29 protein-coding genes, 1 other RNA gene and 2 pseudogenes are annotated in these 26,994 nt (G+C 70.1%); 20 read left to right on the forward strand and 12 right to left on the reverse strand.

Annotation, left to right across the window (positions count from 1 at the left end; genetic code table 11):
• A partial coding sequence (locus tag Asi02nite_RS06190) for a hypothetical protein (RefSeq protein ID WP_203711179.1) occupies positions 1-534 on the reverse strand: 534 nt, incomplete at its 3' end.
• A 110-nt stretch (positions 535-644) separates the two neighbouring features.
• Here Asi02nite_RS06190 and Asi02nite_RS06195 point away from each other — a divergent pair.
• The 3 genes from Asi02nite_RS06195 (at position 645) to mctP (ending at position 4,015) form a co-directional block, all read left to right on the forward strand.
• Positions 645-1,970 carry a glycoside hydrolase family 18 protein gene (locus Asi02nite_RS06195; RefSeq protein ID WP_203711180.1) on the forward strand — a complete coding sequence of 442 codons (1,326 nt, stop codon included), beginning with the start codon at positions 645-647 and terminating at the stop codon, positions 1,968-1,970.
• 126 nt (positions 1,971-2,096) lie between these two features.
• The gene (locus tag Asi02nite_RS06200; RefSeq protein ID WP_203711181.1) at positions 2,097-2,336 is read left to right on the forward strand and encodes a DUF3311 domain-containing protein; all 240 of its coding nucleotides are present in this window, start codon (positions 2,097-2,099) and stop codon (positions 2,334-2,336) included.
• Between the two features lie 5 nt (positions 2,337-2,341).
• Entirely contained in the window at positions 2,342-4,015 is a 1,674-nt protein-coding gene (mctP, locus tag Asi02nite_RS06205) for a monocarboxylate uptake permease MctP (RefSeq protein ID WP_203711182.1), read from the forward strand.
• A 475-nt stretch (positions 4,016-4,490) separates the two neighbouring features.
• Here the strand turns inward: mctP and Asi02nite_RS06210 are convergent, their stop codons facing one another.
• Positions 4,491-5,255, reverse strand: a complete 765-nt coding sequence (locus Asi02nite_RS06210; RefSeq protein WP_203711183.1) for a sulfite exporter TauE/SafE family protein — start codon at positions 5,253-5,255, stop codon at positions 4,491-4,493.
• A gap of 43 nt (positions 5,256-5,298) precedes the next feature.
• Here Asi02nite_RS06210 and rnpB point away from each other — a divergent pair.
• From rnpB to Asi02nite_RS42685, 5 genes and pseudogenes are all read left to right on the forward strand, one after another.
• An RNA gene (gene rnpB / locus Asi02nite_RS06215) (RNase P RNA component class A) lies at positions 5,299-5,706 on the forward strand.
• Between the two features lie 663 nt (positions 5,707-6,369).
• Positions 6,370-6,546 carry a hypothetical protein gene (locus tag Asi02nite_RS06220; protein WP_203711184.1) on the forward strand — a complete coding sequence of 59 codons (177 nt, stop codon included), beginning with the start codon at positions 6,370-6,372 and terminating at the stop codon, positions 6,544-6,546.
• A 373-nt stretch (positions 6,547-6,919) separates the two neighbouring features.
• Entirely contained in the window at positions 6,920-7,636 is a 717-nt protein-coding gene (locus tag Asi02nite_RS06225) for a hypothetical protein (protein ID WP_203711185.1), read from the forward strand.
• A 221-nt stretch (positions 7,637-7,857) separates the two neighbouring features.
• Complete coding sequence (locus Asi02nite_RS06230) at positions 7,858-8,196, forward strand: hypothetical protein (RefSeq protein ID WP_203711186.1); 339 nt, start codon at positions 7,858-7,860, stop codon at positions 8,194-8,196.
• Positions 8,186-8,515: pseudogene (locus tag Asi02nite_RS42685) on the forward strand (MBL fold metallo-hydrolase); the annotation flags it as partial. The gene Asi02nite_RS06230 and the pseudogene Asi02nite_RS42685, both read left to right, overlap by 11 nt.
• Before the next feature lie 580 nt (positions 8,516-9,095).
• Here the strand turns inward: Asi02nite_RS42685 and Asi02nite_RS06235 are convergent.
• Positions 9,096-9,725, reverse strand: coding sequence for a VOC family protein (locus Asi02nite_RS06235; RefSeq protein WP_239126522.1), 630 nt, complete (start codon positions 9,723-9,725; stop codon positions 9,096-9,098).
• A 142-nt stretch (positions 9,726-9,867) separates the two neighbouring features.
• Positions 9,868-9,972 (reverse strand): annotated as a pseudogene (locus Asi02nite_RS42690) (hypothetical protein); the annotation flags it as partial.
• A gap of 84 nt (positions 9,973-10,056) precedes the next feature.
• Between Asi02nite_RS42690 and Asi02nite_RS06240 the strand changes: the two are divergent.
• The gene (locus tag Asi02nite_RS06240; protein ID WP_203711188.1) at positions 10,057-10,491 is read left to right on the forward strand and encodes a hypothetical protein; all 435 of its coding nucleotides are present in this window, start codon (positions 10,057-10,059) and stop codon (positions 10,489-10,491) included.
• A 9-nt stretch (positions 10,492-10,500) separates the two neighbouring features.
• Here the strand turns inward: Asi02nite_RS06240 and Asi02nite_RS06245 are convergent, their stop codons facing one another.
• The 5 genes from Asi02nite_RS06245 to Asi02nite_RS06265 are packed head-to-tail and all read right to left on the reverse strand — an operon-like array spanning position 10,501 to position 13,287.
• A complete protein-coding gene (locus tag Asi02nite_RS06245; RefSeq protein WP_203711189.1) occupies positions 10,501-10,956 on the reverse strand; it encodes a cytidine deaminase family protein in 456 nt (151 codons plus the stop codon).
• Between the two features lie 31 nt (positions 10,957-10,987).
• Positions 10,988-11,728 (reverse strand): CPBP family intramembrane glutamic endopeptidase, encoded by a 741-nt coding sequence (locus tag Asi02nite_RS06250; RefSeq protein ID WP_203711190.1) that lies wholly within the window; start codon positions 11,726-11,728, stop codon positions 10,988-10,990.
• The gene (locus Asi02nite_RS06255; RefSeq protein ID WP_239126523.1) at positions 11,725-12,486 is read right to left on the reverse strand and encodes an aldo/keto reductase; all 762 of its coding nucleotides are present in this window, start codon (positions 12,484-12,486) and stop codon (positions 11,725-11,727) included. The genes Asi02nite_RS06250 and Asi02nite_RS06255 overlap by 4 nt, the downstream gene beginning before the upstream one ends.
• Positions 12,487-12,488: 2 nt before the next feature.
• Complete coding sequence (locus Asi02nite_RS06260; RefSeq protein ID WP_203711191.1) at positions 12,489-12,809, reverse strand: hypothetical protein; 321 nt, start codon at positions 12,807-12,809, stop codon at positions 12,489-12,491.
• A gap of 16 nt (positions 12,810-12,825) precedes the next feature.
• On the reverse strand, positions 12,826-13,287 hold the full coding sequence (locus tag Asi02nite_RS06265; RefSeq protein ID WP_203711192.1) for a MarR family winged helix-turn-helix transcriptional regulator: 462 nt from the start codon (positions 13,285-13,287) through the stop codon (positions 12,826-12,828).
• Between the two features lie 169 nt (positions 13,288-13,456).
• On the opposite strand from Asi02nite_RS06265, the gene Asi02nite_RS41430 reads away from it, so the two are divergent.
• The 5 genes from Asi02nite_RS41430 to Asi02nite_RS06285 all read left to right on the forward strand — a co-directional run bounded on the left by Asi02nite_RS41430 (position 13,457) and on the right by Asi02nite_RS06285 (position 17,481).
• Positions 13,457-13,660: a hypothetical protein gene (locus Asi02nite_RS41430; RefSeq protein ID WP_239126524.1), complete on the forward strand. Its 204-nt coding sequence runs from the start codon at positions 13,457-13,459 to the stop codon at positions 13,658-13,660.
• Positions 13,661-13,748: 88 nt separating this feature from the next.
• Positions 13,749-14,489: a histone H1-like repetitive region-containing protein gene (locus Asi02nite_RS06270; RefSeq protein ID WP_239126525.1), complete on the forward strand. Its 741-nt coding sequence runs from the start codon at positions 13,749-13,751 to the stop codon at positions 14,487-14,489.
• Between the two features lie 66 nt (positions 14,490-14,555).
• Entirely contained in the window at positions 14,556-16,016 is a 1,461-nt protein-coding gene (locus Asi02nite_RS06275; RefSeq protein WP_203711193.1) for an RNB domain-containing ribonuclease, read from the forward strand.
• Positions 16,017-16,048: 32 nt separating this feature from the next.
• A complete protein-coding gene (gene npdG / locus Asi02nite_RS06280; protein ID WP_203711194.1) occupies positions 16,049-16,741 on the forward strand; it encodes an NADPH-dependent F420 reductase in 693 nt (230 codons plus the stop codon).
• 26 nt (positions 16,742-16,767) lie between these two features.
• A complete protein-coding gene (locus Asi02nite_RS06285; RefSeq protein ID WP_203711327.1) occupies positions 16,768-17,481 on the forward strand; it encodes a helical backbone metal receptor in 714 nt (237 codons plus the stop codon).
• Here the strand turns inward: Asi02nite_RS06285 and panB are convergent.
• Both panB and Asi02nite_RS06295 read right to left on the reverse strand, forming a co-directional pair.
• A complete protein-coding gene (panB, locus tag Asi02nite_RS06290; protein WP_203711195.1) occupies positions 17,464-18,294 on the reverse strand; it encodes a 3-methyl-2-oxobutanoate hydroxymethyltransferase in 831 nt (276 codons plus the stop codon). The two genes, Asi02nite_RS06285 and panB, sit on opposite strands and share 18 nt — an antisense overlap.
• Positions 18,295-18,395: 101 nt before the next feature.
• Positions 18,396-20,198, reverse strand: coding sequence for an NAD+ synthase (locus Asi02nite_RS06295; RefSeq protein WP_203711196.1), 1,803 nt, complete (start codon positions 20,196-20,198; stop codon positions 18,396-18,398).
• Positions 20,199-20,350: 152 nt separating this feature from the next.
• Between Asi02nite_RS06295 and glnA the strand changes: the two genes are divergently transcribed.
• The 6 genes from glnA to Asi02nite_RS06325 all read left to right on the forward strand — a co-directional run bounded on the left by glnA (position 20,351) and on the right by Asi02nite_RS06325 (position 25,863).
• Positions 20,351-21,703: a type I glutamate--ammonia ligase gene (glnA, locus tag Asi02nite_RS06300; RefSeq protein WP_203711197.1), complete on the forward strand. Its 1,353-nt coding sequence runs from the start codon at positions 20,351-20,353 to the stop codon at positions 21,701-21,703.
• A gap of 77 nt (positions 21,704-21,780) precedes the next feature.
• Positions 21,781-22,731 (forward strand): ABC transporter ATP-binding protein, encoded by a 951-nt coding sequence (locus Asi02nite_RS06305; protein ID WP_203711198.1) that lies wholly within the window; start codon positions 21,781-21,783, stop codon positions 22,729-22,731.
• Entirely contained in the window at positions 22,728-23,507 is a 780-nt protein-coding gene (locus tag Asi02nite_RS06310; protein ID WP_203711199.1) for an ABC transporter permease, read from the forward strand. The genes Asi02nite_RS06305 and Asi02nite_RS06310 overlap by 4 nt, the downstream gene beginning before the upstream one ends.
• A gap of 21 nt (positions 23,508-23,528) precedes the next feature.
• Entirely contained in the window at positions 23,529-24,737 is a 1,209-nt protein-coding gene (locus Asi02nite_RS06315; protein ID WP_203711200.1) for a sensor histidine kinase, read from the forward strand.
• Complete coding sequence (locus tag Asi02nite_RS06320; protein WP_203711201.1) at positions 24,734-25,345, forward strand: response regulator transcription factor; 612 nt, start codon at positions 24,734-24,736, stop codon at positions 25,343-25,345. Before Asi02nite_RS06315 ends, Asi02nite_RS06320 begins: the two co-directional genes overlap by 4 nt.
• A gap of 92 nt (positions 25,346-25,437) precedes the next feature.
• The gene (locus tag Asi02nite_RS06325; RefSeq protein ID WP_203711202.1) at positions 25,438-25,863 is read left to right on the forward strand and encodes a DUF350 domain-containing protein; all 426 of its coding nucleotides are present in this window, start codon (positions 25,438-25,440) and stop codon (positions 25,861-25,863) included.
• A gap of 11 nt (positions 25,864-25,874) precedes the next feature.
• On the opposite strand, the gene Asi02nite_RS06330 is transcribed toward Asi02nite_RS06325, so the two are convergent.
• Positions 25,875-26,918: a nitrate- and nitrite sensing domain-containing protein gene (locus tag Asi02nite_RS06330; protein ID WP_203711203.1), complete on the reverse strand. Its 1,044-nt coding sequence runs from the start codon at positions 26,916-26,918 to the stop codon at positions 25,875-25,877.
• Positions 26,919-26,994: the final 76 nt, after the last annotated feature.

Below are 26,994 nucleotides of genomic sequence, written 5' to 3' on the forward strand. Positions count from 1 at the left end.
GAGCCGCCGCGTGGTCAGCTCGCGGCCGGTCGCGTCGCGGGCCGAGACCGACGGCGGGCGGCGGTCGCCCCAGACCACCACCAGGTGACCGTGCGGCGGCACCCGCAGCACCCGTCCGGCCACCGCGACCGTCGTCACCGCGCGACCCACCAGCAGTGACGCCGAATGGATCCAGCGGTCGCGCCACGGCGTCAGCGTGCTCGAGTCGCGGCGTACGGACGACCCGCCGTCGACCTGGATCCAGTCGGACGCCAGTTCCTCCCGCGCCGCGGCGAACGCGGCCGAGGAGAACATCCCGCTGGAGCTGCCACCGCCGCCGCCCAGCAACCGCCACCCGTCGTCGTCGCGGGCGAAGAGGTGGAACTCGTCCCAGTAGCAACCGACGCCGCGGCGCACGAACCAGGTCGCCGCCACGTCGTCCGCGACGTCGACCGCCACGGGCGCGAAGCGGTGGCGGCGGCTCAGCCGTACGGGCCCCGGAGGCAACCCGTGCTCGATCAGCCGCCGACTCTCGGCGCGGACGTCGTACGCCACCAGGCCACCTTATTGACAGCGTCCTTGACGCGGCGAACATCGACAGCCTACGTTTTGCGCACCGCAACAGGAAACAAGCCTTACTGTTTTCCGGATGGACAGGAGTCCAGATGCGCAGATTCGCCGCCGTGGCGGCCGCAGTAACTCTCCTTGTCACCGCCGTGGGCGCGGCGCCGGCCGCGGCGACCGAACGCAAGAGCCAGGGTTTCCGCCAGGTCGGCTACTTCACCCAGTGGGGCATCTACGGCCGCGCGTTCCCGGTCAAGAAGCTCGACACCTCCGGCGCCGCCGCGCGCCTGACGCACCTCAACTACGCGTTCGGCAACGTCAGCCCCGACGGTAGGTGCTATGTGGATGGTGCGGCACCCGAGGGCGACTCGTGGGCCGACTACCAGCGGACTGTGCCGGCGGAGGAGAGCGTCGACGGGGTCGGCGACAACTGGGGCGAGCCGCTCAACGGCAACTTCGGTCAGCTCCAGAAGCTCAAGGCCAAGCACCCCAAGCTCAAGGTGCTGATCTCGCTGGGCGGCTGGTCCTGGTCGACGCACTTCTCGAACGCGTCACTCACCGACGCGTCCCGCAAGGCGTTCGTCAGCTCCTGCATCGACCTCTACCTCAAGGGCAACCTGCCCAACCCCGACGGCAGCGCGGGCGGGCCGGGCACCCTGCACGGCGTCTTCGACGGCATCGACCTCGACTGGGAGTGGCCGGGCTCGCCCGGTGACGTCGACACGGTCTACCGCCCCGAGGACAAGCAGAACTTCACGGCGCTGGTCGCCGAGTTCCGCAAGCAACTCGACGCGTACGGCAGGACCCAGAAGAAGCATTTCGAGCTGACCGCGTTCCTCCCGGCGAACCCCACGGCCATCGACGCGGGCTACGAGGTTCCCAAGGTCATGAAGAACCTGGACTACGCGACCATCCAGGGGTACGACTTCCACGGCACCTGGGAGGCGACCGCCAACCAGCAGTCGGCGTTGCGTATCCCGGCCGGCGCGCCCGGGCCGTCGTTCTCGATCGAGAACACGATCAAGGCGTGGCGGGACCGCGGCGCACCGCGCGACAAGCTGGTCGTCGGCATCCCGTACTACGGCCGCGGCTGGACCGGCGTGACCGGCGGGCGCGACGGCCTCTTCGGCACCTCGACGGGCGGCGCCGCGCCGGCGACGTTCGAGGCGGGTTCCGAGGACTGGAAGGTGCTCAAGACCAAGATCGGCACGGACGGCTACCGGGTGCACCGCGACCTGCGCGCCGGCACGGCCTGGCTCTACAACGGCACGACCTTCTGGACGTACGACGACCCGGTGGTGCTGCTGCAGAAGGCGCTGTGGATCCGCAGCGAGCGGCTCGGCGGCGCGATGGTCTGGTCGCTCGACGGCGACGACGACAACGCGACGCTGACGAAGACCCTCCACCTGGGACTTTGGACCCCCTGACCGGGGTGGCCGTTCGGCGCAGGTGAAGAACCGTTCAGCGCGTCGGCTCCGTTGAACGGCGAGTTATGTCACACCGGACAGTTAACCTCCGGCCGTCGAAAAATCCATGGCGGCCGGAGGTTTGTCATGAGTGATCCAGAAGTGCCCGCGGACGGCGCGCCCGCGGTGGCACGGGCGAAAGACAAGAGCCCGTGGAACTGGTTGCTGTTCGTGCCCATCCTCGTCCCGTTGATCACGCCGCTGTTCAACCATGACTCGCCGCGGCTGTTCGGCTTCCCGACGTTCTACTGGCTGCAGCTGCTGTTCATCGTGCTCGGCGTGTCGACGACCACGGTCGTCTACCAGATGACCAAGAAGCGGCGGTGAGCACGATGGGCGACCACGTTACCGAGATCGTCATCTTCACCGTCCTGTTCCTGCTGGTCAGCGGCATGGGCTTCGTCGCGGCGCGGTGGCGGGCCCCGAACGACATGGCCCACCTCGACGAGTGGGGCCTGGGCGGGCGCAGCTTCGGCGGCTGGATCACCTGGTTCCTCGTCGGCGGCGACCTCTACACCGCTTACACCTTCGTCGCCGTTCCGGCCCTGCTCTTCGGTGCCGGTGCGGCCGGGTTCTTCGCCGTGCCGTACACGATCATCATCTATCCCCTGGTCTTCCTGATCCTGGTGCGGCTCTGGTCGGTCTCGCACCGGCACGGGTTCGTGACCCCGGCCGACTTCGTGCGGTCGCGGTTCCAGTCGCCGACGCTGGCGCTGCTGATCGCGATCACCGGCATCGTGGCGACGATGCCCTACATCGCGCTGCAACTCGTCGGCATCGAGGCCGTGCTCAAGACCATGGGCGTGACCGGCGACAGCACGATCGCCCGGCACCTGCCGATCATCATCGCGTTCGCGATCCTGGCGGCCTACACCTACCAGTCGGGGCTGCGGGCGCCGGCGCTGATCGCGTTCGTCAAGGACACGCTGATCTACATCGTCATCCTGGTGGCGATCATCTACTTGCCGTACAAGCTGGGTGGTTGGGGCACGATCTTCGACGCCGCTGATGCGAAGTTCGACGCGTCACCCAATCCCAACGACGGCATATTGCTCAATGCCGGCAACCAGTGGCAATACATCACGCTGGCGCTGGGCTCGGCGCTCGCGCTGTTCCTCTACCCGCACAGCCTCACGGGCGTGCTGGCCAGTCGCAACCGTGACGTGATCAAGCGCAACATGTCGGCGCTGCCGGCCTACAGCCTGCTGCTCGGGCTGATCGCGCTGCTGGGCTTCATGGCGATCGCGGCGGGCGTCAAGCCGCTGCCGGGCGCCAAGGAGGGGTCGGTCGACAGCAACACGGTGGTGCCGCTGCTGTTCGACCAGCAGTTCCCGTCGTGGTTCACCGGCATCGCGTTCGCCGCGATCGGCATCGGCGCGCTGGTGCCGGCCGCGATCATGTCGATCGCCGCGGCCAACCTGTTCACCCGCAACATCTACAAGGAATACCTGAAGCGCGACGCGACGCCGGCGCAGGAGGCCAACGTCTCCAAGATCACGTCGCTGGTCGTGAAGGTCGGCGCGGTCGCCTGCATCGTCTTCCTCGACCCGCAGTTCTCGATCGACCTGCAGCTCATCGGCGGCGTGATCATCCTGCAGACGCTGCCGGCGGTCGCGCTGGGCATCTACACGCGCTGGTTCCACCGCGGCGGCCTGATCGCGGGCTGGGTGGCCGGCATGGGCCTCGGCACGTGGATGCTCTACGAGATCCCCAACGCCGCGACGGGCCGCGCCCACTTCGGCGGCTCGGCGTTCCCGTTGGAGAAGTTCGCGTTCATCGACTCCAAGACGACGGTGTACGTGGGCCTGGTGGCCGTAGCGGTCAACCTGCTCGTGGCGGCGCTGGTGACGCTGGCACTACGGGCGGGCAAGGTGCCCGACGGCGGCGACGACACACAGCCGGACGACTACTTCGCGGACGAGGGCGACCCGCGGGTCTCGGTGCCGACCCAGCCCGCCGGCAACACGGACCCCGACCTGGACCCGGCCCCGTCCCCGAAGGTCTGAGGCGGCTTGACGGGCGCTCCCCTGCCGACAGGGGAGCGCCCATCGTCTCGCCGGGCAACGTCACCGTCAGGTGCTGCCCTGACGTGCGGGTGTGCACACGCGGGTGAACGCGGGCGGCCCCGGCCCGGTTGGCCCGCCTTCGCGGCCCGCGGCGTCCGCGGTGGTCTCAGCCCCACCGCGGTGACCTGCGATCGCGGCGACATGACCGCCTGGCCGGCCTTCAGCGGTCCGCCGACTCGGCGACCGCCTCAGCCCGCCGGGACACTGAGACGGCCGTCTGCGCGGCCTTTCCGGTATCGGTGCTGGTTCGTGGCGTCCGGGTCGGCGACGTCGTTGCGGTTGGGCACACCGGGAGAAGGAGCGTGACCAGCCGCGGACGCGGCAGCCAAGCGGAGCGAGCGGTGTCTGGCGGGAGCGACGGCCCGGCCCACGACGGGCCCGAGCGAAAAAGGGCCCTTGAACGGTCCGTAGGGCGTCAGGTGAAGGCACGTACCAGCAGGTAGAGGCCGATGCCCGTGCCGAAGATGACGATGACCAGCTTGAGGATGTCGCTGCGCAGGCGGCGGGCGAAGCGGGCACCCACGTACCCGCCGACGATCGTCGCCGGCGCCAGCACCGCGACGGTCGCCCAGTTGACCGGGCCGAACAGGGCGAAGACCACCACGGTGGTCAGGCCCACGGTCGCCGACAGGACGTTCTTCACGGCGGTCACCCGGGCCAGCGTCTCGTCGAGCACCAGCGCCAGGCCGGCGACGAACATCACGCCGAGTGCGGCGCCGAAGTATCCACCGTAGACCGCGCCGATCCCGACCAGCGTGTGCAGCAGCACCCGCTGCCGGATGACGCTGATCCGGGCCGGGTGCCCGACGACGCGGCGCAGCTGGTCCTGGAACGCCAGCACCGCGGTCGCGCCGAGCACGAGGAACGGTACGACGACGTCGAACGCGGCCTCCGGGGTGATCAGCAGCAGCACGCACCCGCCGATGGACCCGGCGACGGCGGTCGGCAGGAGCAGGAACGTCCGGCGCTCCTGGCCGCGCAGGTCCTTGCGGCTCCCGTACACGCTGGCGAAGTAGCCCGGACAGACGGCGACGCTGTTGCTGACGTTGGCGGGTACGGCCGGCAGACCGACCCCGAGCAGGGCGGGAAAGGTGATCAATGACCCCCCGCCCGCGAGCGCGTTCATGAACCCGGCCGCGAGCCCGGCGGCGAGCAGCAGCACTGCGTGCAAGAGATCCATCGGAGGGCAGCCTAACGGCACCGGTAGGATGGGGCATGACGGGCGAGTCGGCTGGGCGGTCGCGTCGACGGCTGTCAGGGCCGTCGCCGAGGAACGTCCGGACTCCGCAGGGCAGGGTGGTTGTTAACGGCAACCCGGGGTGACCCGCGGGACAGTGCCACAGAAAACAAACCGCCAGGCGTACGCGCCTGGTAAGGGTGAAACGGCGGGGTAAGAGCCCACCAGCGCACCGGGCGACCGGAGCGGCTAGGTAAACCCCACCCGGAGCAAGGCCAAAAGGGCCGTCCGAACGCAAGATCGGACGACCTGCGCAGGTGTTCGAGGGCTGCCCGCCCGAGCCTGCGGGTAGGCCGCTGGAGCCTGCCGGCAACGGCAGGCCGAGATGGATGACCGCCACCGGTCGCCGCGAGGCGACAGGACACAGAATCCGGCGTACAGGCCGACTCGCCCGTCACACCCGAGTCGCCGGCCTGGTCACCCTGCTTGAGCTGCTGTTTCGAATGGCAGTGCTGGTCGACGTTGGTCGATGCCGGGCGGCGTTTGACGGCCCGGACGGCCCACAGACGGCCCGGCGGAGATTGTTTACGTCTGGTTGTCGGCTGGCTTTTGACCTTCGCGCTGGTGGCGGTTGTGGGGGTCGGAGGCCCTACCCGCCGGAGGCATCGCGCTTTTGGTCCCGTTGCCAGGCCAGACTAGGCGATGTGGAGGCGCTTGCGATGACCCATCGTGTCCAATGTTCGACTACTTTATGCCCTCTCGCCGGCGCGTCCGCGCGGCTTAGAATCCTTTGTGGCCGACCCGAAGCGTTGCCTAGCGCCTCTGGTCGTCTCACCTGGGAAGGTGGTGGCTAGTGGCGTGGACAGTTCACTGTGGGCGCGACCGTCGCCGACGGCAACGGGCCCACCCGGGCCGCCGTCCGGGCCGCCCGCTCCTTGTGGAGCGGGACCGAACGGCGGCCCGGTGAGTGACACCGCGTCCTTGCCACCGTTGGAGTGCTGGTAATGACAGCACCCCGCTTGGGGGGAGAGGGACCGTTTGGGAAGTGGCCTCTCTCCTCCCAGGTCCTAGCCTTCTGGCTTCTTGGTCCCCTCCCAGGGGAGACAAGGAGACAGATATGGGTCAGCCACGTAAGGAAGAGGAGAACGCTCGATCGCCGTTGCCGCTTCGGTGGGCGGTGATCCTTTCCATCGGCGTTGCCGTGGGGATTGCAGTTGCGTTACTCAGCATCCCCGTTGCGGGAGTGCCGGCAGGAATCGCGGCTGCGGCAGCACTCGACAAGATGATCGGGTGACCGTCGGAGCCGAAGCGTTCTAGGAGCTGACCCCTTAGGCAAGGGGCAGCCCGCTCGTGCGCCACCAACGGCAGCACTGCCTGGCTCGGCCAAGGTGCACTGGCAGCGCCGTATCCGCCGCCGGCCCCGCCGTCGCCGGAGGCGTAAGGCGGGTGTCGGCCGGGCATGGTTGCAGCGCGCGGCCCGAAGGGCCGCCTTGAAGACGTATAGAAAGTTCTCACAGGTAGGAGGCGGTCGCGCCTGCCTGACTGGTCGGGTCCGCCCGACCGGGTCTTGTTATCTGCGAGGGTGACGCCTGCGGCCCGTTGACAACTACACTGCAGTCCTACGACCGCTGGACCTGACGCCGACCCGCTAGCGCCCGGAGGAGACGATGGCCCTGCCACCGCTAGCGTCAGACAGTGTCACCGTTGTCCTCCGAGGACAAGTTCCGATCGCGGATCTGTCGCCACGTTGGCTTCATGACAAGGGCCTAATCGGGGACTCCGAACTGGCTCAGGCGAAGCATCTGCTGCTGCTTCCCGGCGAAGTTAACAACTTCAGCGCAGACTGGCTAACCGTTACCGCGCAGTCGGGAACCCTTCAAGTATCGACAGATCGCGAAGAGGAATTTGAGCGCCTGCGAGACGTTGCCGCCGGAATTCTTGCGGCCTTTCCGGATGCTCCCCTCGTCGCCATGGGAATGAATAGAGCGGTGCACTTTGTCGCCCCCAGTCGCGAGGCATACCATCGAATCGGGGACTCGCTCGTGCCCAAGCAGCACTGGAGTGAGACCTTAGGGGATGCGGCACTTAAGAGTCTAACCTTGGTTGGACCCCGGGCAGATTCCTACGGTGGCCGCGTCGAGGTCAAGATTGAGCCTTCTAACGTGTTTGGGATGGCCGTCTTCGTGACTTGCAATGATCATTACGACTTAACACTGCTAGACAAGCCCATTGTTTCTCGGGATGATCTAAAGCTCGATGGTGCCGCAGAAGAAGGCGTTGAGAAGAACTTGCAGGCACTGACGATCCTCAACGAGGAGTGGGGTAGCTCTCTTGCTCGTTCAATGACCATCTTCGAACAGGTAGGAGCGTTGGGGTTGCCGTGACTAACCAAAGTGTAGCCGCTTACATCACCACTGCCTCACCGGGGACTTTCGTCTATGCTGCATCTTCGACCGACTCACTCGATCCGGGGGTGGTATCCGGATCCCTGCGCGCCAAGTTTGCTCGCTCACGGCGAGTTCAGCCTGGGAACCGTGCCAACAGTATCGGATCCAACGAACCTCTTGCGCGCAAGCCAGGCGTTAGTGCAGAGCAGATACAGTCGGTGACGCGCGTCGCCCCCGTCACAGGCTTGAAAAAGTGGCAAGGCGTGATCACCGATATCGAGGACGACGTTTTTACGGCGGAACTGTACCCGCTGGATCATGAGGGCCCTGAGCTGATGGCGGACTTTGAGCTGAGGCTCTTGGCGCCAGATGACCACGACGCACAGCCTGGAGACGTCGTCTATCTGACCACTCGTATTGTCAGCGACGGTCCCCGCTTCGGAGTCACTTCGCTGTTGCGTCGCAGGCACACAGGAGTCTGGACTCAACGCGACCTCGATGGCGCCTTCGAACGCGCTCGGAGTTTAGCTCGCCTGCTGGACGACGATGATTCTTGACCATCCGCCACCCGATGTCGTTGAAGTGTCAATATTCGGCCCAGGCGTCGGCGAGTCTATTGCGGTCCATCTTGGAAACGGCGAGTGGATCATAGTGGATTCTTGTGTAAACCCCGATCGTAGCGTGCCGGTAGTGTCGTACCTAGAGCGAATCGGTGTCGACCTCCCGTCGGCAGTCAGGCTTGTTGTCGCTACGCACGCTCACGACGATCACTTCAATGGTATTTCGCGAATATTCGAGCGATGCAAGTCAGCTTATTTCGTGATGCCTCACGCCGGGTCGATTAGCGAGTACATTGCGCTCCTAGATATGAAGAGCAGAGTGCCTGGTGCCGGCCGGCCAAGTGCAATCGAGGAGTACTCGAACGTAATACAGGTGGTCGTAGATCGAGGAAGGGACTCTCGCGGCGATCGGTATCTGCGCTATGCAGACCGCGGCAAGGAGTTGTTATCCCTACAGCGAAGCGGCGGAGAGGTTAGTAGGGTGATGGCACTCTCGCCGTCCGACGAATCCGTGACCCGCTCTCGCGCGGCGATATCTCGTGCGATGCCAGCGATCGGTAGCGCTCGTAGGGCGCCTCGTTACGACGAAAACGAGACCGCTATAGCCCTCTGGGTCGAGACTCAGGGTAAGGCCGTGCTGCTCGGAGCCGACGTCTTGGCGGGGCCGCAGGGATGCGGGTGGAAGGCAATCGTGGCGGGCTTCCAGCCCGCCAAACGTGCTTCCCTTTTCAAGGTCCCGCACCACGGATCTTCGAATGCGTACCTTGACGACGTATGGCAATCATTAGTAGAGCCAAATGCCGTTGCGGTCGTAGCGCCTTACACCAGGGGACGGTCTCCGGTCCCGTCTGCTAGAGAGATACTCATGCTGTGCGGTCACACAAAGCAGTCGTATATCACGGCCGCCCCAAGCACAGATGTCGCCCAAAGTCGAACGATACGCCATGCGGCTGCCGGGCTTGGCCCTCTGGCAAACAACGTTCGCGCCCGACGGCTGCCGGCCGGCCATGTGCGTGCGCGTTCGAGAGAAGGCAAGCAGGGATGGACCGTGGAGACGGCCCACCCGGCACGACGACTCTGCTCTTAGAACCTTGCGGCGCGGTCCGTTCGGTCAGCAACGCGGGTCGGCTCCTCTTGCCGACGGTCAAGGAGATCGGGAAAGACTGGTTGAGCACGCAGAATTCGTTGCTCCATGGGTCTCGCATGACCCAGAAGTCGAAGCCACGTGCCTGTTGGTGGTCGTAGCGCGTGGCGCCAAACTCCTCAAGCCGTTGAACCTCGGCCTCGACGTCGTCGGCTTCAAGGTCCAGGTGCATCCGCTCCTTGGATGTCTTCGGATCGGCGGTGTGTTGGAGCAGAATGCGGATCTCCGAGTCCGGCGGGCGTAGCAGTCGGTAGACCTGGTGGCTCCGCTCGGCCACAAGTTCCTCTTCCGCCTCCAGCGCAGCGGACCAGAAGCGCACGGCCTGCTCCAAGTCGTCGCAGTCGAGTACGAAGTGGCACAGCCGACTTCTTCGCCCGGTCATTGACGCTCCTCTGGCTGTTTTGTTTCGGAGACGATCCACGAGAGGTACGCCGGGTTTCCCTGCTGGATCGGCCAGGCGACGACGCCGGAACCTCGTAGGGATGTTGGTCGTTCGCTAGATCCACAATCTCCGGCACCAACGCCGCTCGCGTGTGCAGCGCGACTCTGCCCTCGGCGACGTCGTGGATCTCTCCGCGCCAACAGAACACCGATCGGATCTCGTTGATAGTGCTCCTCACCGCGACCATCTTCGCCGCTGCCACGTGGCGCCATCGGTCCCGGACGATAGGCGAGCACCGATAGACCAGCCACGGTCCACTACGCTCTCGATCATGGTGGAGGATGGGCTGCCCCGGGGTGAGACGTTCGAGGATCTTGCCGCGTTTCTTCGGGAGCCTGAGCCGGGTGGATATCCGATTCAGGAGGTACGGGAGTGCGTCTGCCGTTCCTGCGGCGGCCGCTCGTTCGAGGTGGTCGTCGCCGCCGATGAGGGTGCGGTGCGGCGGACCTGTCTCGCCTGCGGCGCCCACGATTTCATCGGTGACAGCGACGAATACTGGGACGACGCGGAGGAGCACGGCGTCTGCGAATGCCCGTGCGGCAACGAGACGTTCGCGGCCGCGGTCGGCTACTCGCTCCGCGAGGACGGCGAGGACGTGCGCTGGCTCTACGTGGCGCTCCGCTGCCTGTCCTGCGGCGGCATGGGCGTCTACGAGGACTGGAAGATCTCCTACGGGCCGAGCCTGCACCTCCTCGACCAGGCCTGACGCTGCCCGCTAGCGATCCGTGAACAGCGTCGGATCGAACTCCTGCGTGCCTTCCTCCACCGTCCAGACGGCGCCGAGGGGCATCAGATCCTTGATGCGTACGCTGCGGACGCCCTGCTCCGTCGGCAACAGCACCCGAATCCCCGGGTGGTAGTCGAAGAGCACCTGCCGATCCCGCCCGCACGGCCCGACGGGCCCCCGCCCGAGGTTCCCGACCGCGACGATCGTCGACAGCTCCCGCGCACCCGACGCCCGGGCATGCCCCAACGCGACAAGCTCGGCGCACGGCCCGCCGGTGAAATGGTAGAGATTGATCCCGCCGTAGATCCGCCCGTCGACACCGCGCACCGCCGCGCCCATGGTGTGCACCCCACCGTCACCATCGGTGTTGGCATCCACGATCCGCCGCGCGTACGCGATGAGCTCATGATCCTCGGCGGTCAACTCACGACTGGCGATCGACATCCCGAAACTCTAGGACAACGCGCCGCGGCGGCTACCGGGACGCGACTTCGCCGAGGATGAACGGGGTGATGAGGAGCCAGTCGTTGAGGACGTGGGCTCCGTACGCCACCCAGAGGTTCTTCGTTCTGATGTAGGACCACGTCAGGACCAGGCGGGCCGCGCCCACCACCAGCACGCACTGCAGAACGTTCCACTGGTACGCCGGCAGGTGGACCAGGCCGAAGCCGACCGACGAGATCACCCAGGCCAGTACGACGGCCTTCGTGCGGTCCATGGCGCGGCGCACCGCGAACCAGTGCAGCAGCGCCAGGAACGGCAGGATCGTCAGCAGTTCCTCTCCTAGGAGTTGCACCGCCGACTGTGGATAGAACATCGCCAGCCACGTCGGTGTCGCGTACTCGATCTGGTCGAAGACCGCGTTTCTCGTCGCGCCCGAGACCTGGCCGACGAAGAAGCCCATCACCACAGTGGCGACGATGCAGAGCAGCGCGTAACCCAGCATCGCCAACAGGTCCCGGCCCGTCACCCGGCGGAACAGGCCGCCGATCGAGCCCCGTGTCGCCACCGCGAGTGCCGTCAACGGGACCGCGACGAACAGCGCGGTCGGGACCAGCACGGTGTACGTGTCGTGCAGGAACCAGCCCACGCCCCAGAACGCCGCCAGGCCGGCCAGGCCGCCAGCACCCAGGAGCAGCACGCGCCGACGCGACAGCGTGCGGTAGTAAGGGAAATCGCCCGCCTGCGCGGACTCCAGCGTCAGCGCCTCGGTCACGGCCGGCCGAGTGCGTCGATGGCCGCCACCTCGTCGGGCGACAGCACCAGGTCGGCGGCGGCCAGGTTGCTGCGCTGGCGTTCCGGGTCGGCGGAGCGCGGGATCGCGACCACGTCGTGGGCCAGGTGCCAGGCGATGACCACTTCGGACACCGGTACGCCGCGGGCCGCGGCCACCGAACGCAGAGCGGGATGGTCCAGGGCCGTACGCCGCAACGGGCTGTAGCCTTCGACCACCACGCCCCGGGCGCGGAACTCCGCCAGCAGCGCGGGGGAGTGCAGCGACGGGCTCCACGGGATCTGGTTGACCGCCGGCGCCACCCCGGTCGCCGCCACGAGCTCGTCGATCTGGGCCGGCGCGTAGTTGGACACCCCGACGGCCCGCACCAGACCCTCGGCGCGGGCCCGCAGCATCGCCTCCCACGACGGGACCCCGGCTCCGCCCGCGACCGGCCAGTGGATGAGCCACAGGTCGAGCCGCTCCACGCCCAGGGCGTGCAGCGAGGCCGCCAGCACCGCCGGCTCCCGGCCGGCGTCCTCCGGGCGCAGCTTGGTGGTCAGGAAGGCCGAAACGCCCGACGCCCGCAGGGCCTGGCCGACCTCGCGCTCGTTGCCGTAGGCCGTGGCGGTGTCGACCAGCCGGTAGCCCGTCTCCAGCGCCGCCAGCACGGCCCGGCCGCCGCCGGCGCCGTGCAGACCCGCGGTGCCCAGGCCGATCATCGGCATCGCCACGCCGTCGGCGGTCTGGATCTCCCGCATGGCTACAGCTTGACCGGTTCCCACTCGAACCGCGCTTCCCACCCCGGTTCCCGCCGGCCGTGCGCCTGGAACGCCCAGACCACCTCGTCGAGCGTGTCGACCGAGGTGCCCACCTGCGTCTCGTCGCCCCCGGCCCGCCGTTCCAGCGCGTACGAGGAGGCCCGGACCGCCACCTGGAGGAAGGTGTCCTCGCTCTCCTCGAGGATCACGAACCAGTTGTCGATGGTCAGGGCCCGCACCGCGGCGGCGATCTGGGCGGGGTCGGGCCGCGGCGTACGCGAGCCGTCGAAGCCGACGAGCGTCAACGAGGCAGAACCAGTCATGCGGGGCAGTATGCCCCTAACGGCGGCGCGCGCGGGTCCTGGCGGCGAGCGCCTCGTTGAGGCGGGCCAGCAGTGTGGCCAGTTCCGTGCGGTCGCGGTCGGACCACTCGGCCAGCAACTCCGCGTAGACCTCGGCCCGGGCGTTGCGGACCACCGACATCCGGCGCAGGCCCGCCGCGGTGGCCGAGACCAGCGTGCCGCGGCCGTCGCTCGGGTCGGCCTCGCGGGCGATCAGGCCTTCGCGCTCCATCGCGCCCACCTGGCGGGTCACGGTCGAGCCGTCGAGGTTGAGCCGGGCGGCGAGCGCGGAGACGTTCTGCGGGCCGGCCTCCTCGAGGTGCCGGAGGATGACGTACGCGGCCCGATCGAGGGAACGGTGCGGCTCGACCGGGATGGCCCGCCGGGTGGCCTCGCCGAAGCGCATGAGGAGCGCGACCTCGGTCTCGATCCGCCCGATGACGGACTCGTCCGCGTTCATCTCTGTATGTTACAGGCGCCAGGAGAGCCGAAAACCGGGCCCCGTCACACGGTCGGGACACGCGGCGGCGATTGCGTCCGCACCCGGCGCAGCGGGTCTACAGTGGATGTGACCCCTCTTTTTGTGTGAAACGGTGGCGCTTACCCGTTTTGCGGTGCACAGTGATCCCATGAGTGACAGCGGTAGTGGGACGGAGTACTTCTGGTGCACCCGTCACCACAGGGTCGAGACCGAAGCTGACGTGTGCCCGTCGGTCTACGTCCTCGGTCCCTACCGGTCCAAGGCCGACGCCGAGAACGCCCTGCAGACCGTGCAGGAGCGCAACGAGGTGTGGGACGAGGAGGACCGCCGCTGGGCAGGGGAGGAGAGGTAGGCGCCGCGGCGCAGTCGTCACGGCGAGCAACTCCGCGGTCTCCGCGACGGAGCCGGACCCGCGTACGTCTCGCAAGGAGGAACCCACCATGGCCGAAGCGTCGAAGGCCAAGACACCAAGGGCCGCCAAACGCGCGGCGGCGAAGAGGACCACCACTGCCAAGCGTACGAGCGCGGCGTCCCGCGCCTCTGGCACAGCCCGTAAGACCGTTTCCGCGCAGACGCCCGCGCGCAAGACGGTGACCAGCAAGGCAACCGCCAAGAAGGCGCCCGCGAAACGGGCGACCGCCAAGAAGACCACCGCGCGGAAGACCGCCGCCGCCAAGCGGACCACCACCGCGAAGCGGGCGCCGGCGACCAAGCGCACGACGGCCAAGCGCACGACCGCTGCCAAGCGGACCACGGCCGCCAAGCGCACGACCGCCGCCAAGCGGACCACCGCGAAGAAGACCACGGCGCGCAAGACCACCACCGCGCGCAAGACCGCGGCCAAGAAGACCACGACGCGCCCCACGGCGCGTAAGGCGGCGACCAAGGCCCCCGCCAAGCGGGCCACCGCCAAGAAGACCGCGGCCAAGAAGACCACGGCGAAGAAGACCAGCGCGGCGCGCAAGACGGCGACCAAGCGGGCGACCACCGCCAAGACCGCCGCCAAGCGGGCGCCGGCGAAGCGGGCCACCGCCAAGAAGGCGCCGGCCAAGCGCACCGCCGCCAAGAAGACCACGACCGCCCGCAAGACGGCGGCCAAGCGGACCACCACGGCCCGCAAGAGCACGGTCCGCAAGGCGGCCAGCCCGCGCAAGACCACGGCTCGCCGGACATCGCGCTAGGTGTCCGAAATATAAGCAGAAAATACGACCCGAAGCGGGGCGCTCGGGAACTGGTATGAAGTACCGGTGGTGACCAGACGCGTCCGAGCGCCCCACTTCGACTTCGCCGCGCTCCGCCGCGAGCTGGACCTGCCCGACGGGTTCCCGGACGAGGCGCAGCGCGAGGCCCAGGAGGCCGCGGCGGCCCCGCTGCCGCAGCGACCCGACCGCACCGACATCCCGTTCGTCACGATCGACCCGGTCGGGTCCCGCGACCTCGACCAGGCGATGTGCCTGACCCGCCGCCCGGGCGGCTATCGCGTCCACTACGCGATCGCCGACGTGGCGGCGTTCGTGCGTCCGGGCGGCGCGCTGGAGGCCGAGACCTGGCGCCGCGGCCAGACGGTCTACCTGCCCGACGGCAACGTCCCGCTGCACCCGGTCGCGCTCAGCGAGGGCGCGGCGAGCCTGCTGCCCGACGTCACCCGGGCCGCCGTGCTCTGGACCATCGACCTCGACGCCGACGGCGCCACCACCGCGGTCGGCCTGGAGCGCGCGCTCGTCCGCAGCCGCGCCCAGCTCGACTACGACACCGTCCAGGGTCAGTTCGCCGCCGGCACCGCCGCCGAGCCGATCGCCCTGCTGCCCGAGATCGGCGCGAAGCTCGTCGAGCGCGGCCTCGACCGCGGCGCGATCAACCTGCCGCTGCCCGAACAGGAGATCGAACGCGACGGTGCCGGCTACCGGCTGGTGCTCCGCGCGCCGCTGCCGGCGGAGGAGCACAACGCCCAGATCTCGCTGCTGACCGGCGTGGCCGCGGCCGACATCATGCTGGCCGGCGGGGTCGGCCTGCTGCGCACGATGCCCACGCCGGAGGAGGCCGCGGTCGACCGGCTGCGCGCCGCCGCCCGCGCGCTGGGCATCGACTGGCCGGCCGGGAAGCCCGTGGGCCGGGTGATCGCCGCCGTCGACGCCGCCGACCCGCGCGGCGCCGCCTTCCTCGACCAGGCGGCGGAGCTCATGCGTGGGGCGGGCTACACGGCCTTCGACGGCGAGCGGCCGGAGCAGCCCGGGCACGGCGGCGTAGCGGCCCCGTACGCCCACGTGACGGCCCCGCTGCGGCGTCTGGCCGACCGGTACGCCACCGAGGTGTGCCTGGCCCTCACGGCCGGCCTGACGGTGCCGGAGTGGGCCCGCGCGGCCCTGCCGAAGCTGCCCAAGGTGATGACCGGCACCGACCGGGTCTCCGGCGCGGCGGCCCGGGGCGCCGTCGACCTGACCGAGGCGGTGCTGCTGCAGGACCGCGTCGGCGAGACGTTCGAGGCCGCGGTCGTCGACGTCGACTCCCCGCGCCGCACGGCACCGGCCCCCGCCGCGGGGCCGCCAATGACCGCCGAGGACGGCCGCCGGCCTGGCGGCACCGTCGCCCTCGACGAGCCGGCCGTCCGCGCCCGGTGCGTGGGCGACCTCCCGCTCGGCGAGCGGGTCCGGGTGACCCTGGTCACCGCCGACCCGGTCAAGCGGACGGTCCGGTTCGAGCGGAAGTGACGCCCGGGGCGATCTTTTGGGACGATGGCCGCATGGCCTACGACCCCAGCGCGCTCCCCGACGTGTCCGGCTTGACCGTCGCCATCATCGGCGGCACCGGCGACCAGGGCAGGGGCCTGGCCTACCGGTTCGCCCGGGCGGGCCAGCGGGTGCTGATCGGCTCCCGCCAGGCGGCCCGCGCGGCGGCCTCGGCGGAGGAGATCTCGGCGCTGCCCGGTGTCAGCCGTGCGGTCGAGGGCGGCGCCAACGCCGACGTCGCGGCCGAGGCCGACCTGACGATCATCGCGGTGCCCTGGGCGGGTCACCACGACACGGTGGCCGCGCTGCGCCTCCCCCTGGCCGGCAAGCTGGTCGTCGACTGCGTCAACCCGCTCGGCTTCGACAGCCATGGGCCGTACCCCCTGCATGTCGAGGAGGGCAGCGCCGCGCAGCAGGCGGCGGCGCTGTTGCCCGAGTCGACCGTGGCCGCGGCGTTCAACCACGTGAGCGCGCCGCTGCTGGCCGACCCGGCGGTCGAGACGATGGACCTCGACGTGCTGATCTGCACCGAGGACCGGCATCTGGCGGGCGTGGTGGCGGCGCTGACCGCGCGGATCCCCGGCATGCGCGGGATCTACGCGGGCCGGCTGCGCAACGCCCACCAGGTCGAGGCGCTGACCGCCAACCTGATCGCGATCAACCGCCGCTACAAGGCGCACGCCGGGCTCCGGGTGACCGACGTCTGAACGACGACCTCGGCACGCCGCTCGCGCTGACCCGCCCGCCGCGCCGGGTCGTCTCGCTCGTGCCGTCGCTGACCGAGGCGGTCGCCCGCACCGTGCCCGACCTGCTGGTCGGCGCGACCGACTGGTGCGTGGAGCCGGCCGGTCTCGACGTGCTCCGGGTGGGCGGGACGAAGTTCCCCGACCTGGAGAAGGTCCGGGCGGCCCGGCCCGATCTCGTGCTGGCCAACGCCGAGGAGAACCGCCGCGCGGACGTCAAGGCCCTGCGTGCGGCGGGCATCCCGGTCTGGGTGACCTACCCGCGGACCCTGGACGCGGCGTTGACCTCGCTGGAACGGATGCTGGCCGCGCTCGGGGCGCGCGACCCCGGTTGGTTGCGCGCCGCCCGAGATGCCTGGTCAGAGCCCTTCACGGGGGTACGCCGCCGCGCGCTGATCCCGGTCTGGCGGCGCCCCTGGGTCGTGCTGGGCGCCGACACGTTCGCCGGCGACCTGCTCGCCCGCCTGGGCGTGGACAACGTCTACGCGACCGCGCCGGAGCGCTATCCGCGCCCACCGCTCGCGGAGCTGCGGGCGGCGGGCGCGGACCTGGTCGTGCTGCCGGACGAGCCGTACGCGTTCACCGCCGGCGACGGCCCGGAAGCGTTCCCCGGACTGCCGTACGCCCTGGTCAGCGGCCGCCATCTCACCTGGTACGGCCCGTCCCTGGCGGAAGCGCGGGAACGGCTAGAAGCTGTGCTCTGAGCTGGGGAACTGCCCGCCCCGCACCTCGTCGCCGAACCGGGTCGCGGCGTCGAGCATGGTGCCGTGCAGGTCAGCGTATTTTTTGACGAACCGCGGCAGCTTGCCCGTGCGCAGGCCCACCATGTCCTGCCAGACCAGCACCTGGGCGTCGGTCTCGGGCCCGGCGCCGATGCCGATCGTCGGCACCGCGATCTCGTTGGTGATCCGCTTGGCGACGTGCGCGGGCACCATCTCCAGCACGACGGCGAACGCGCCGGCCTCGGCCACGGCGTGCGCGTCGGCGATGACCTCCTCGGCGGCGTCGCCCCGGCCCTGCACCCGGTAGCCGCCCAGGGTGTGCTCGCTCTGCGGCGTGAAGCCGATGTGGGCCATGACCGGGATCCCGGCCGCGGTGATCGCCTCGATCTGCGGCGCCGTCCGCCGCCCACCCTCGAGCTTGACGGCGTGGCAGCCGCCCTCCTTCATGAACCGGACCGCGGTGCGCAGGGCCTGGGTCGGCCCTTCCTCGTAGGAGCCGAACGGCAGGTCGCCGACGACCAGGGCCCGCTTCGTGGCCCGGACGACGGCCTTGACCAGGGGCAGCAGCTCGTCGGCGGTCACCGACAGCGTGGTCTCGTAACCGAAGACGTTGTTGGCCGCCGAGTCACCGACGAGCAGCACGGGGATGCCGGCCTCGTCGAAGATCGCGGCCGTGTACTGGTCGTACGCGGTCAGCATGGGCCACTTCTCACCGCGCTCCTTGGCGGCGATCAGCTCCCGGGTGCGGACCCGGCGGGTAGGGGGCCCGCCGTAGAGGGACGGTTGCTCCGACATAGCAGCTCTCCTCTCGCCTCAAGGCCGCCGCGGTGCGGTCCCTGGGCACCCTCCGATGGTCCCACCGGGAACCCCCGGCGGAGAGACGAGCGTGGAATCTTTCACACCCCGGGCGGGCCGGTCTCGCGCCAGCGGTTGGTGATCGGGAGGCGGCGGTCGCGGCCGAAGGCCTTGATGGAGATCTTGGTGCCCGGGGCCGACTGGCGGCGCTTGTATTCGGCCAGGTCGACCAGCCTGACCACCCGGTCGACCAGCTCCGGGTCGTGGCCCGCGGCGACCAGGTCGGCGCGGCCCTTGTCGCCGTCGACGTAGGACAGCAGGATCGCGTCGAGCTCGTCGTAGTCGGGCAGCGAGTCGGTGTCGAGCTGGCCCGGGCGCAGCTCCGCGCTGGGCGGCTTGGAGATCGAGTTCTCCGGGATCGGCGGCTCCTCGCCCGTGCGCAGCGCCTCGTCGTTGCGCCAGCGGGCCAGCTTCCAGACCAGTGTCTTGGGGACGTCCTTGAGCGGGTTGAAGCCGCCCACCGAGTCGCCGTAGAGCGTCGAGTAGCCGACCGACAGCTCGCTCTTGTTGCCCGTGGTCAGGACCAGCGGGCCTTCCTGGTTGGAGATCGACATCAGGATCACGCCGCGGACCCGGGCCTGCAGGTTCTCCAGGGCCAGGCCCGAGAGCGACATGGTCGCGAGGAAGCTGTCGACCATCGGCTGGATCTCGTGGACCCGCAGCTCGAGGCCGGTGCGCTTGGCCATCTCGGCGGCGTCCTCGCGGGAGTGCGCCGACGAGTTCCGGCTCGGCATCGACACGCCGATGACGTCCGCCGGCCCCAGCGCGTCGACCGCGATCGCGGCGACCACCGACGAGTCGATGCCGCCCGAGAGGCCGAAGGCCACCTTGTCGAAGCCGTTCTTGCGGACGTAGTCGCGCAGCCCCAGCACCAGCGCCTGCCAGACCTCGGCCTCGTCGGAGAGCCGCGCGGCGTGCCCGCCGTGGACCGGAACCCCGGGCAGCGCCGGGTGCGGGTCGGAGATGTGCACCCGCCGGATGCCCATCTCGTCGCCACCCATCTCGCCGGTCGCCGGCCGGGGCGCGGGCGGCTCCGAGGGCGGGGGCGGCAGCAGCCCCAGCGGCAGGTCGAGGTCGTGGATCATCAGGTGCTCGGCCATCTGCGGGGAACGGGCCAGCACCTCACCGGCCGCCGTCACGATCACCGAGTCGCCGTCGAAGACCAGCTCGTCCTGACCGCCGACCATGTTGAGGTAGGCGACCGTCGCACCCGCCTCCGCCGCCCGGCGGCGTACCAGAGCCAGTCTGGTGTCGTCCTTGTGCAGCTCGAACGGTGAGCCGTTGACCGTCAGCACCAGGCCCACCCCGGCCCGGCGGGCGGCCACGAACGGGCCGCCGGTCTGCCACATGTCCTCGCAGATCGTCAGGCCGACGTCGATGCCGTCGATCCGGACCACGACGAGCGTGTCACCGGGTACGAAATAGCGGTTCTCGTCGAAGACGCCGTAGTTGGGCAGGTGATGCTTGAAATAGCGGGCGGCCACCCGGCCGCGGTGGAGCACGGCGAGCGCGTTGCGCGGCCCGGCGCTCGGGTCGGTGGCGGCGTTGACCGCCGGCGGCCCGTCGGCGTCGAGGTAGCCGACCGCCACCGGGGTGTCGCCGAGGCCGCCTGCGTCGAGGTCGGCGGCCAGGCGCTCGATCGCGGCCCGGGAGGCGGCCAGGAACGACTGCCGGAACACCAGGTCCTCGACGGGGTAGCCCGTGAGCATCATCTCGGGGAACACGACCAGCCGGGCGCCCGCGTCGACGGCGGCGCGCGCGGTGGACCGGACGATCCCGGAGTTGCCGGTCAGATCGCCAACGGTCGGATTCACCTGTGCGAGCGCGATGCGCAACGTGGGCATGGTCCAATCCTCCCACCCACCATCGGGGGGCACGGGGCACCGATGACCCGCCGGGGCACCGGATCGGCGGGCATCGTCCTACCGTAACGTTGGCGTAACGAGACCGAGCAACACTGGTCAGCTAGCACACATGCAGCTCAGAGGGGTTGGCAGTGGATCGTCAGCAGGAGTTCGTGCTCCGTACCCTGGAGGAGCGCGACATCCGGTTTGTCCGGTTGTGGTTCACCGACGTCCTCGGCACGCTTAAGAGCGTCTCCGTCGCGCCGGCCGAGCTCGAGGCGGCGTTCGACGAGGGCATCGGGTTCGACGGCTCGGCGATCGAGGGCTTCGCCCGGGTGTTCGAGTCCGACATGATCGCCATGCCCGACCCGACGACCTTCCAGGTGTTCCCGTTCGAGGGCGGGGTCAGCGGCGAGAGCGCCCGGATGTTCTGCGACGTGCTGCTGCCCGACCGCACCCCGTCCTGGGCCGACCCCCGGCACGTGCTGCGCCGCGCCCTGTCCCGGGCGGCCGAGAAGGGCTTCACCTTCTACACCCACCCCGAGATCGAGTTCTTCCTGCTGGAGGACGGCCCCAACGACGGGTCGGTGCCGGTGCCGGTCGACGCGGGCGGCTACTTCGACCACACCACCCACGCCGTGGCCCGCGACTTCCGCCGGCAGGCGGTGCTCGCGCTGGAGCGGATCGGCATCTCGGTCGAGTTCAGCCACCACGAGGTCGCGCCGGGCCAGCAGGAGATCGACCTGCGGTACGCGGACGCGCTGACCACGGCCGACAACATCATGACGTTCCGGCACGTGGTCAAGGAGGTGGCGCTCAGCCACGGCGTCCAGGCGACCTTCATGCCGAAGCCGTTCACCGACCAGCCCGGCAGCGGGATGCACACCCACCTGTCGCTGTTCGAGGGCGAACGCAATGCGTTCCACGACGCCAGCGACCCGATGAAGCTGTCCAAGGTGGCCCGTGCGTTCATCGCCGGCCTGCTCGTGCACGCCCGCGAATACACCGCGGTCACCAACCAGTGGGTCAACTCCTACAAGCGGCTGTTCCCGCAGGCGCTGCCCGACCGGATCACCGAGTCACCGGCGTACGTGTGCTGGGGCCACCTCAACCGGTCGGCGCTTGTCCGCGTCCCGGCCTACGGCAAGCCCAACTCGGCCCGCGTCGAGGTCCGCTCGATCGACGCCGCGGCCAACCCCTATCTGGCCTTCGCCGTGATGCTCGGCGCGGGGCTCAAGGGCATCGAGGAGGGCTACGAGCTGCCCCCGGGTGCCGAGGACGACGTCTGGGCACTGTCCAACGCGGAGCGCAAGGCGGCCGGCTACGAGGCGCTGCCGGAGAACCTGGCCGAGGCGATCGACGTGATGGCCGGCTCCGAGCTCGTCGCCGAGGTGCTGGGCGAGCACGTCTTCGACTACTTCCTGCGCAACAAGCGGGCCGAGTGGGAGCAGTACCGCCGTGAGGTCACGCCGTACGAGCGCGAGCGCTATCTCGGCGCCCTCTAGATCACTGACATTTGTCACGATGACCTCGTGACGCGCGGCCCGCTGTTCGAGGCGGGCCGCACCCGACAGTAAGTGTCATGCAGACGGAGACGCTCGCGTCGAGCGAGCACACGGGGACCCGCACTCCGGCCGTACACATGCGGGGTCTGACCAAACGGTTCGGCGCGGTGACCGCGGTGAACCAGCTCGACCTCCGGATCGAGCCCGGCGAGGTCGTCGCGTTCCTCGGCCCCAACGGCGCCGGGAAGACCACGACCATCGACATGATGCTCGGCCTGGCCCGCCCCACGGCGGGAACGGTGCAGGTGTACGGGCACACGCCGACCGAGGCGATCGCCCGCGGCCGGATCGCGGCCGTGATGCAGACCGGCGGCCTGCTCAAGGACGTGACGGTCGCCGAGACGGTACGGATGACCGCCTCCTTCTTCAGCCACACGCGGCCGGTGGCCGAGGTGCTGGAGCGGGCGGGCATCGCCGACATCAAGGACCGCCGGGTGGCCAAGTGCTCCGGCGGGCAGCAGCAGCGGCTGCGGTTCGCGCTGGCGCTGCTGCCGGACCCGGACCTGATGGTCCTGGACGAGCCGACCACGGGGATGGACGTCGAGGGGCGGCGTGACTTCTGGAACGCCATCCGCACCGACGCCCAGGCCGGCCGCACGGTGCTGTTCGCGACCCACTACCTGGAAGAGGCGGACGCGTACGCCGACCGGATCGTGCTGATCCGCAAGGGCCAGGTGGTCGCGGACGGCACCGCGAGCGAGGTCAAGGCGCTGGCCGCCGGCCGGCAGGTGCGGGCGACGCTGCCCGGCGCCGACGAGGTCCGGCTGGCCGCGCTGCCCGGCGTCGACCGGGCCGAGGTGCGTGGCGACACCGTGCTGCTGCACACCAACGACTCCGACGGGATCGCCCGCTACCTGCTCACCCAGACGCCCGCCCGGGATCTGGAGATCACCTCGCGCAACCTCGAGGACGCCTTCCTCGCCCTGACCAGCGGCGAAGACCTGGAGCTGGAAGGAGCGGCCCGATGACCGCCGCCACACTGACCGACCGGCGCCCGGCCTTCGGCGGCTTCTCGCTGACCTATCTCTCCCTGGAGATCCGCCGGGTGCTGCGCAACCGCCGCAGCCTGTTCTTCATCCTGGTCATGCCGGCGGTGTTCTTCCTGCTCTTCGGCCTGCCGCAGAAGGGCCAGAACATCGACGAGGCCAACAGCGCGGCCGCCATCGCGTACATCATGATCAGTCTGGCCGTGTACGGCGCGATGACGGCCTCGACGGCGACGGGTGGCGCGGTGGCGGTGGAGCGGGCCCAGGGGTGGAGCCGCCAGCTCCGGCTGACCCCGCTGCGACCGCCGGCGTACGTGGCCACCAAGGTGCTCTCGGCGCTCTCGCTCAGCCTGCTCGCGGTGATCGTCGAGTTCGTGGTCGGCGCGGCCGGCGGGGTGCGGATGCCGGCCCACGTCTGGCTGCTGGCCGGGCTCGGCGCGTGGCTCGGCTCGCTGGTCTTCGCGGCGCTCGGGCTGTTCGTCGGCTACCTGGCGCCCGCGGAGAACGTGATGCAGTTCATGGGCCCGATCCTCGCGCTGCTCGCGCTCTTCGGCGGCCTGTTCGTGCCGCTCGAGGTGCTGCCGCACGTGATGCGGACGATCGCCAAGTTCACTCCTGTGTACGGCGTGGGCTCGATCGCCCGCAGCCCGCTCACCCACGACTTCAGCTGGGTCGCGGTGCTCAACGTGGTGCTCTGGACGGCGGGTCTGGGCGTGGGCGCGGCGCTGCTGTTCCGGCGCGATACCGCCCGGGTCTGAGCCCGGGCTAGCGTGTCTGCCATGACCTCCTCCCCGACGACCGGTCCGGCCACCGCCGGGCCGGCGTCGGCGGGTCCGGCGATGCTGCAGGCGACGAACGTGCCGGGCATGCACACCTACGGACCGCCGCTGCCGCAGCCGAACCGGTTCTTCCAGCGCGGCTTCGGCTGGGTGCTCGGTGCCGTCTGGCTCTTCTACCTCGGCCAGCCGCTGAACACGATCCTCGCCCGGCCCGGCGGCTTCGCGAAGTGGTTCAGCCTCGGGGCGCTGGCGCTGTTCGCGCTCTCGTACGTCCTCGTGTTCCTCTGGACCCGGCGGATGCACCTGGAGCGGCGCGACCCGCCGTTGAAGGCGGCTCTGGGCTGGCTCGCGGCGACCCTGCTGCTCGGGCTCGCGATGATCCCCGGCGCGGGCGGCGACTGGATGGTCGGCCTGGTCTACATCGCGGCCTCGGCGATCATGGTGCTGCCGCCGCGGGCCGCGGTGCCCGTGGTGGCGGCCATCGCCGCCCAGCCGCTGGTCCTGCCGATGTTCATCCCGTCGTGGCAGCACGAGAACGGGCTCTTCTTCTCGATCGTGCTGGCCGCCATCGCGATGTTCGGTGTCACCCGCATGATCGACCACAACATGCGCCTCACCGACGCCAACCGCGAGATCGCCCGGCTCGCGGTCGCCGAGGAGCGCGCCCGGGCCGCCCGCGACCTGCACGACATCCTCGGCCACTCGCTGACCGTGATCACCATCAAGGCCGAGCTGGCCGGGCGGCTGCTGCCCGTGGCGCCCGAGCGGGCCGAGGCCGAGGTCAACGACCTGGAGAAGCTGGCCCGCCAGGCGCTGGCGGACATCCGGCGCACCGCCTTCGCGTACCGCGAGGTCTCTCTGGAGGAGGAGCTCGCGAGCGCCCGGTCGGCGCTGTCGGCGGCCGGCATCGAGGCCAAGCTGCCGCGCGCGGTCGCCGAGGTGCCCGAGCCGCGCGGCACGCTGTTCAGCTGGGCGATCCGCGAGGGCGTGACCAACGTGGTCCGGCACAGCGGCGCGACCCGCTGCGTGATCACGGTGCGGCCCGACCAGGTCGAGATCGCCGACAACGGCCGGGGCCCGGCGGCGTCCGGCGCGGGCGGGTCCGGCCTGCGCGGGCTGCGGGAGCGGGCCGAGGCGTGCGGCGCGCAGCTGTCCGTCGGGCGGGCCGAGGGCTCCGGGTTCGTGCTGCGCGTGAGCGTTCCGGCGTGACGCCCATCCGGGTGCTGCTCGCCGACGACCAGGCCCTGGTCCGCGGCGCGCTGGCGGCGTTGCTGTCGCTGGAGCCCGACCTGGAGGTCGTGGCCGAGGTGGGGCGGGGCGACGAGGTGGTCGCCGCCGCCCGGCGCAGCTCGCCCGACGTCGCCCTGCTCGACGTCGAGATGCCCGGCGCCGACGGGATCGCGGCCTGTGCCGAGCTGACCGCGGCGTTGCCCGGTTGCCGGGTGCTGGTGGTGACCACGTTCGGGCGACCCGGGTATCTCCGTCGGGCGATGGAGGCCGGCGCGATGGGCTTCGTCGTCAAGGACACGCCGGCCCGGCAGCTCGCCGAGGCCGTCCGGCGGGTGCACGCGGGGCTGCGGGTGGTCGACCCGTCGCTGGCGGCGGAGACCCTGGTCGCCGGGCGCAGCCCGTTGACGGCGCGGGAGACCGACGTGCTGCGCGCGGCGCGCGACGGCGGCACGGTGGCCGACCTGGCCGCGGTCGTCCACCTCTCCGAGGGCACGGTCCGCAACCACCTGTCGGCGGCGATGGGCAAGACCGGCGCGCGTACGCGCGCCGAGGCGGTCCGCATCGCGGAGCAGAACGGCTGGTTGTGAGCGCCCGTACTGGCCGATCGGGCATAGCCCGGCTTGCATGATCGCGCTATCGTCCCTTCGACGTCACGACGGTGAGGGAGAGGACGCGCGCGATGTGGGAGGACCTGTTCGTCGGCGCCTGGCACAGCATCGTCTACGGCGCGGTCGGCATCGGCCTGATGGCCGCCGGCTTCATGCTGGTCGACATGCTGACGCCGGGCAAGCTGCGTGAGCTGATCTGGATCCAACGCAACAGCAACGCGGCGCTGCTCCTGTCGGCCAACCAGCTCGGCATCGCGGTGATCGTCTTCACGGCGATCCTGACGAGCTACGACGAGTTCTCCAAGGGCCTGGCCTCGACGGTCCTCTTCGGACTGCTCGGCATCGTGCTGATGGGTCTCGCGTTCCTGGTCCTCGACATGCTGACGCCGGGCAAGCTGGGCGACATCATCTGCGAGGACCAGCCGCACCCGGCGGCCCGCGTGAGCGCGGCGAGCCACTTCGGCGTCGCCCTGATCGTCGCGGCCTGCATCGCCTAGGGCCGGTTCTGTCAGCCGCGCTTCGTCGAGCGGGCGAACAGCACCGATCCCACGATTATCAGCAGCAGGATGCCGACCGGTATGCCGGTCTCCAGGAGCATCTCCCGGCGCTCGTCGGCGCGAGCCGCGGCCACCGCGGCGACGATGTCGGTGTCGATCTCACGTTCGACGTCGCGGAGGAGCCGACCGTGGCCGGCCAGGGCGGCGTCCCACGAGTCGCTCGTGAACGGCGCGCCGCGCAGGTCGCCGCCGGGCGGCATCGTGTCCAGGATCCAGCTCTCGAAGTCGGTCGACGCGCGTAGGTCGGGCCCTGCCACGATCCGGTCGAACCTTGCCTTGTCGGCCGCGGACGCGAGCGTGGCGAACGACTCGGCCAGCTGCCCCCGGGACTCGTGTGCCGCGACGAACTCCGTCTTGTCCACCGTCCCGGTCGCGTGGCCGTGGAGCACGACCGTCCGTTCCTGGTGCAGCCGCTCCTTCTGCTCCGCGATCGCGGCGGCCGTCAGCATCCGCCGGCTCGAGGGCGGGTCCTCGGCGGCCGTCGCGGCCTGCCGGCGTAGCTGGATCAGGCCGTCGACCAGCGCGTCGTAGGCGTTGATCGCGTCGGTCGGCGCGAGCGCGCCGCGGGTGACCCCGGGTCGCACCTGCGCCAGATCACGCAGGCCGCCGTCGATCTGGCCCAGCCGCTCGCGCACGTCCGCGGGCAGGTCGGACGGCAGGTCCGCCAGCCGCGCCGCGTAGTCGCCGGCCGCCCGGTCCACCGCCGCCCCCGCCTCGGTGAAGGCCGTCTGGTGCCGCGACCGCTCGGGGGTCGTGCCGGCGCCCAGCAGCCGCACCGCCGCCGCACGCTCGTCCTGGACGGCCTCGACGAGGGCGCCGGAGGCCAGCACGGCGGTGGCGAGGTCGCGGGTGCGGTCGAGGCTGCGCGTGGTGTCGCGCGCGTCGGTCAGGCTGCTGCCGACCAGCACGGCCGTGATGATCGTCGGGACGACCAGGAGAAACGCGACCGTCGGCCAGCCGGCCCGGCGCGCGGGTGCTGTCGGGTGCTGGCTCATCCCGCCTCCATGACGCCTGCCCGCCGGCCGGACCCGGGACGGGTCAGGCCTCCCGCATTCCACCACGTCGATCCGG

Origin of the sequence: Asanoa siamensis, from assembly GCF_016862555.1 — a bacterium.
GTDB lineage: Bacteria > Actinomycetota > Actinomycetes > Mycobacteriales > Micromonosporaceae > Asanoa > Asanoa siamensis.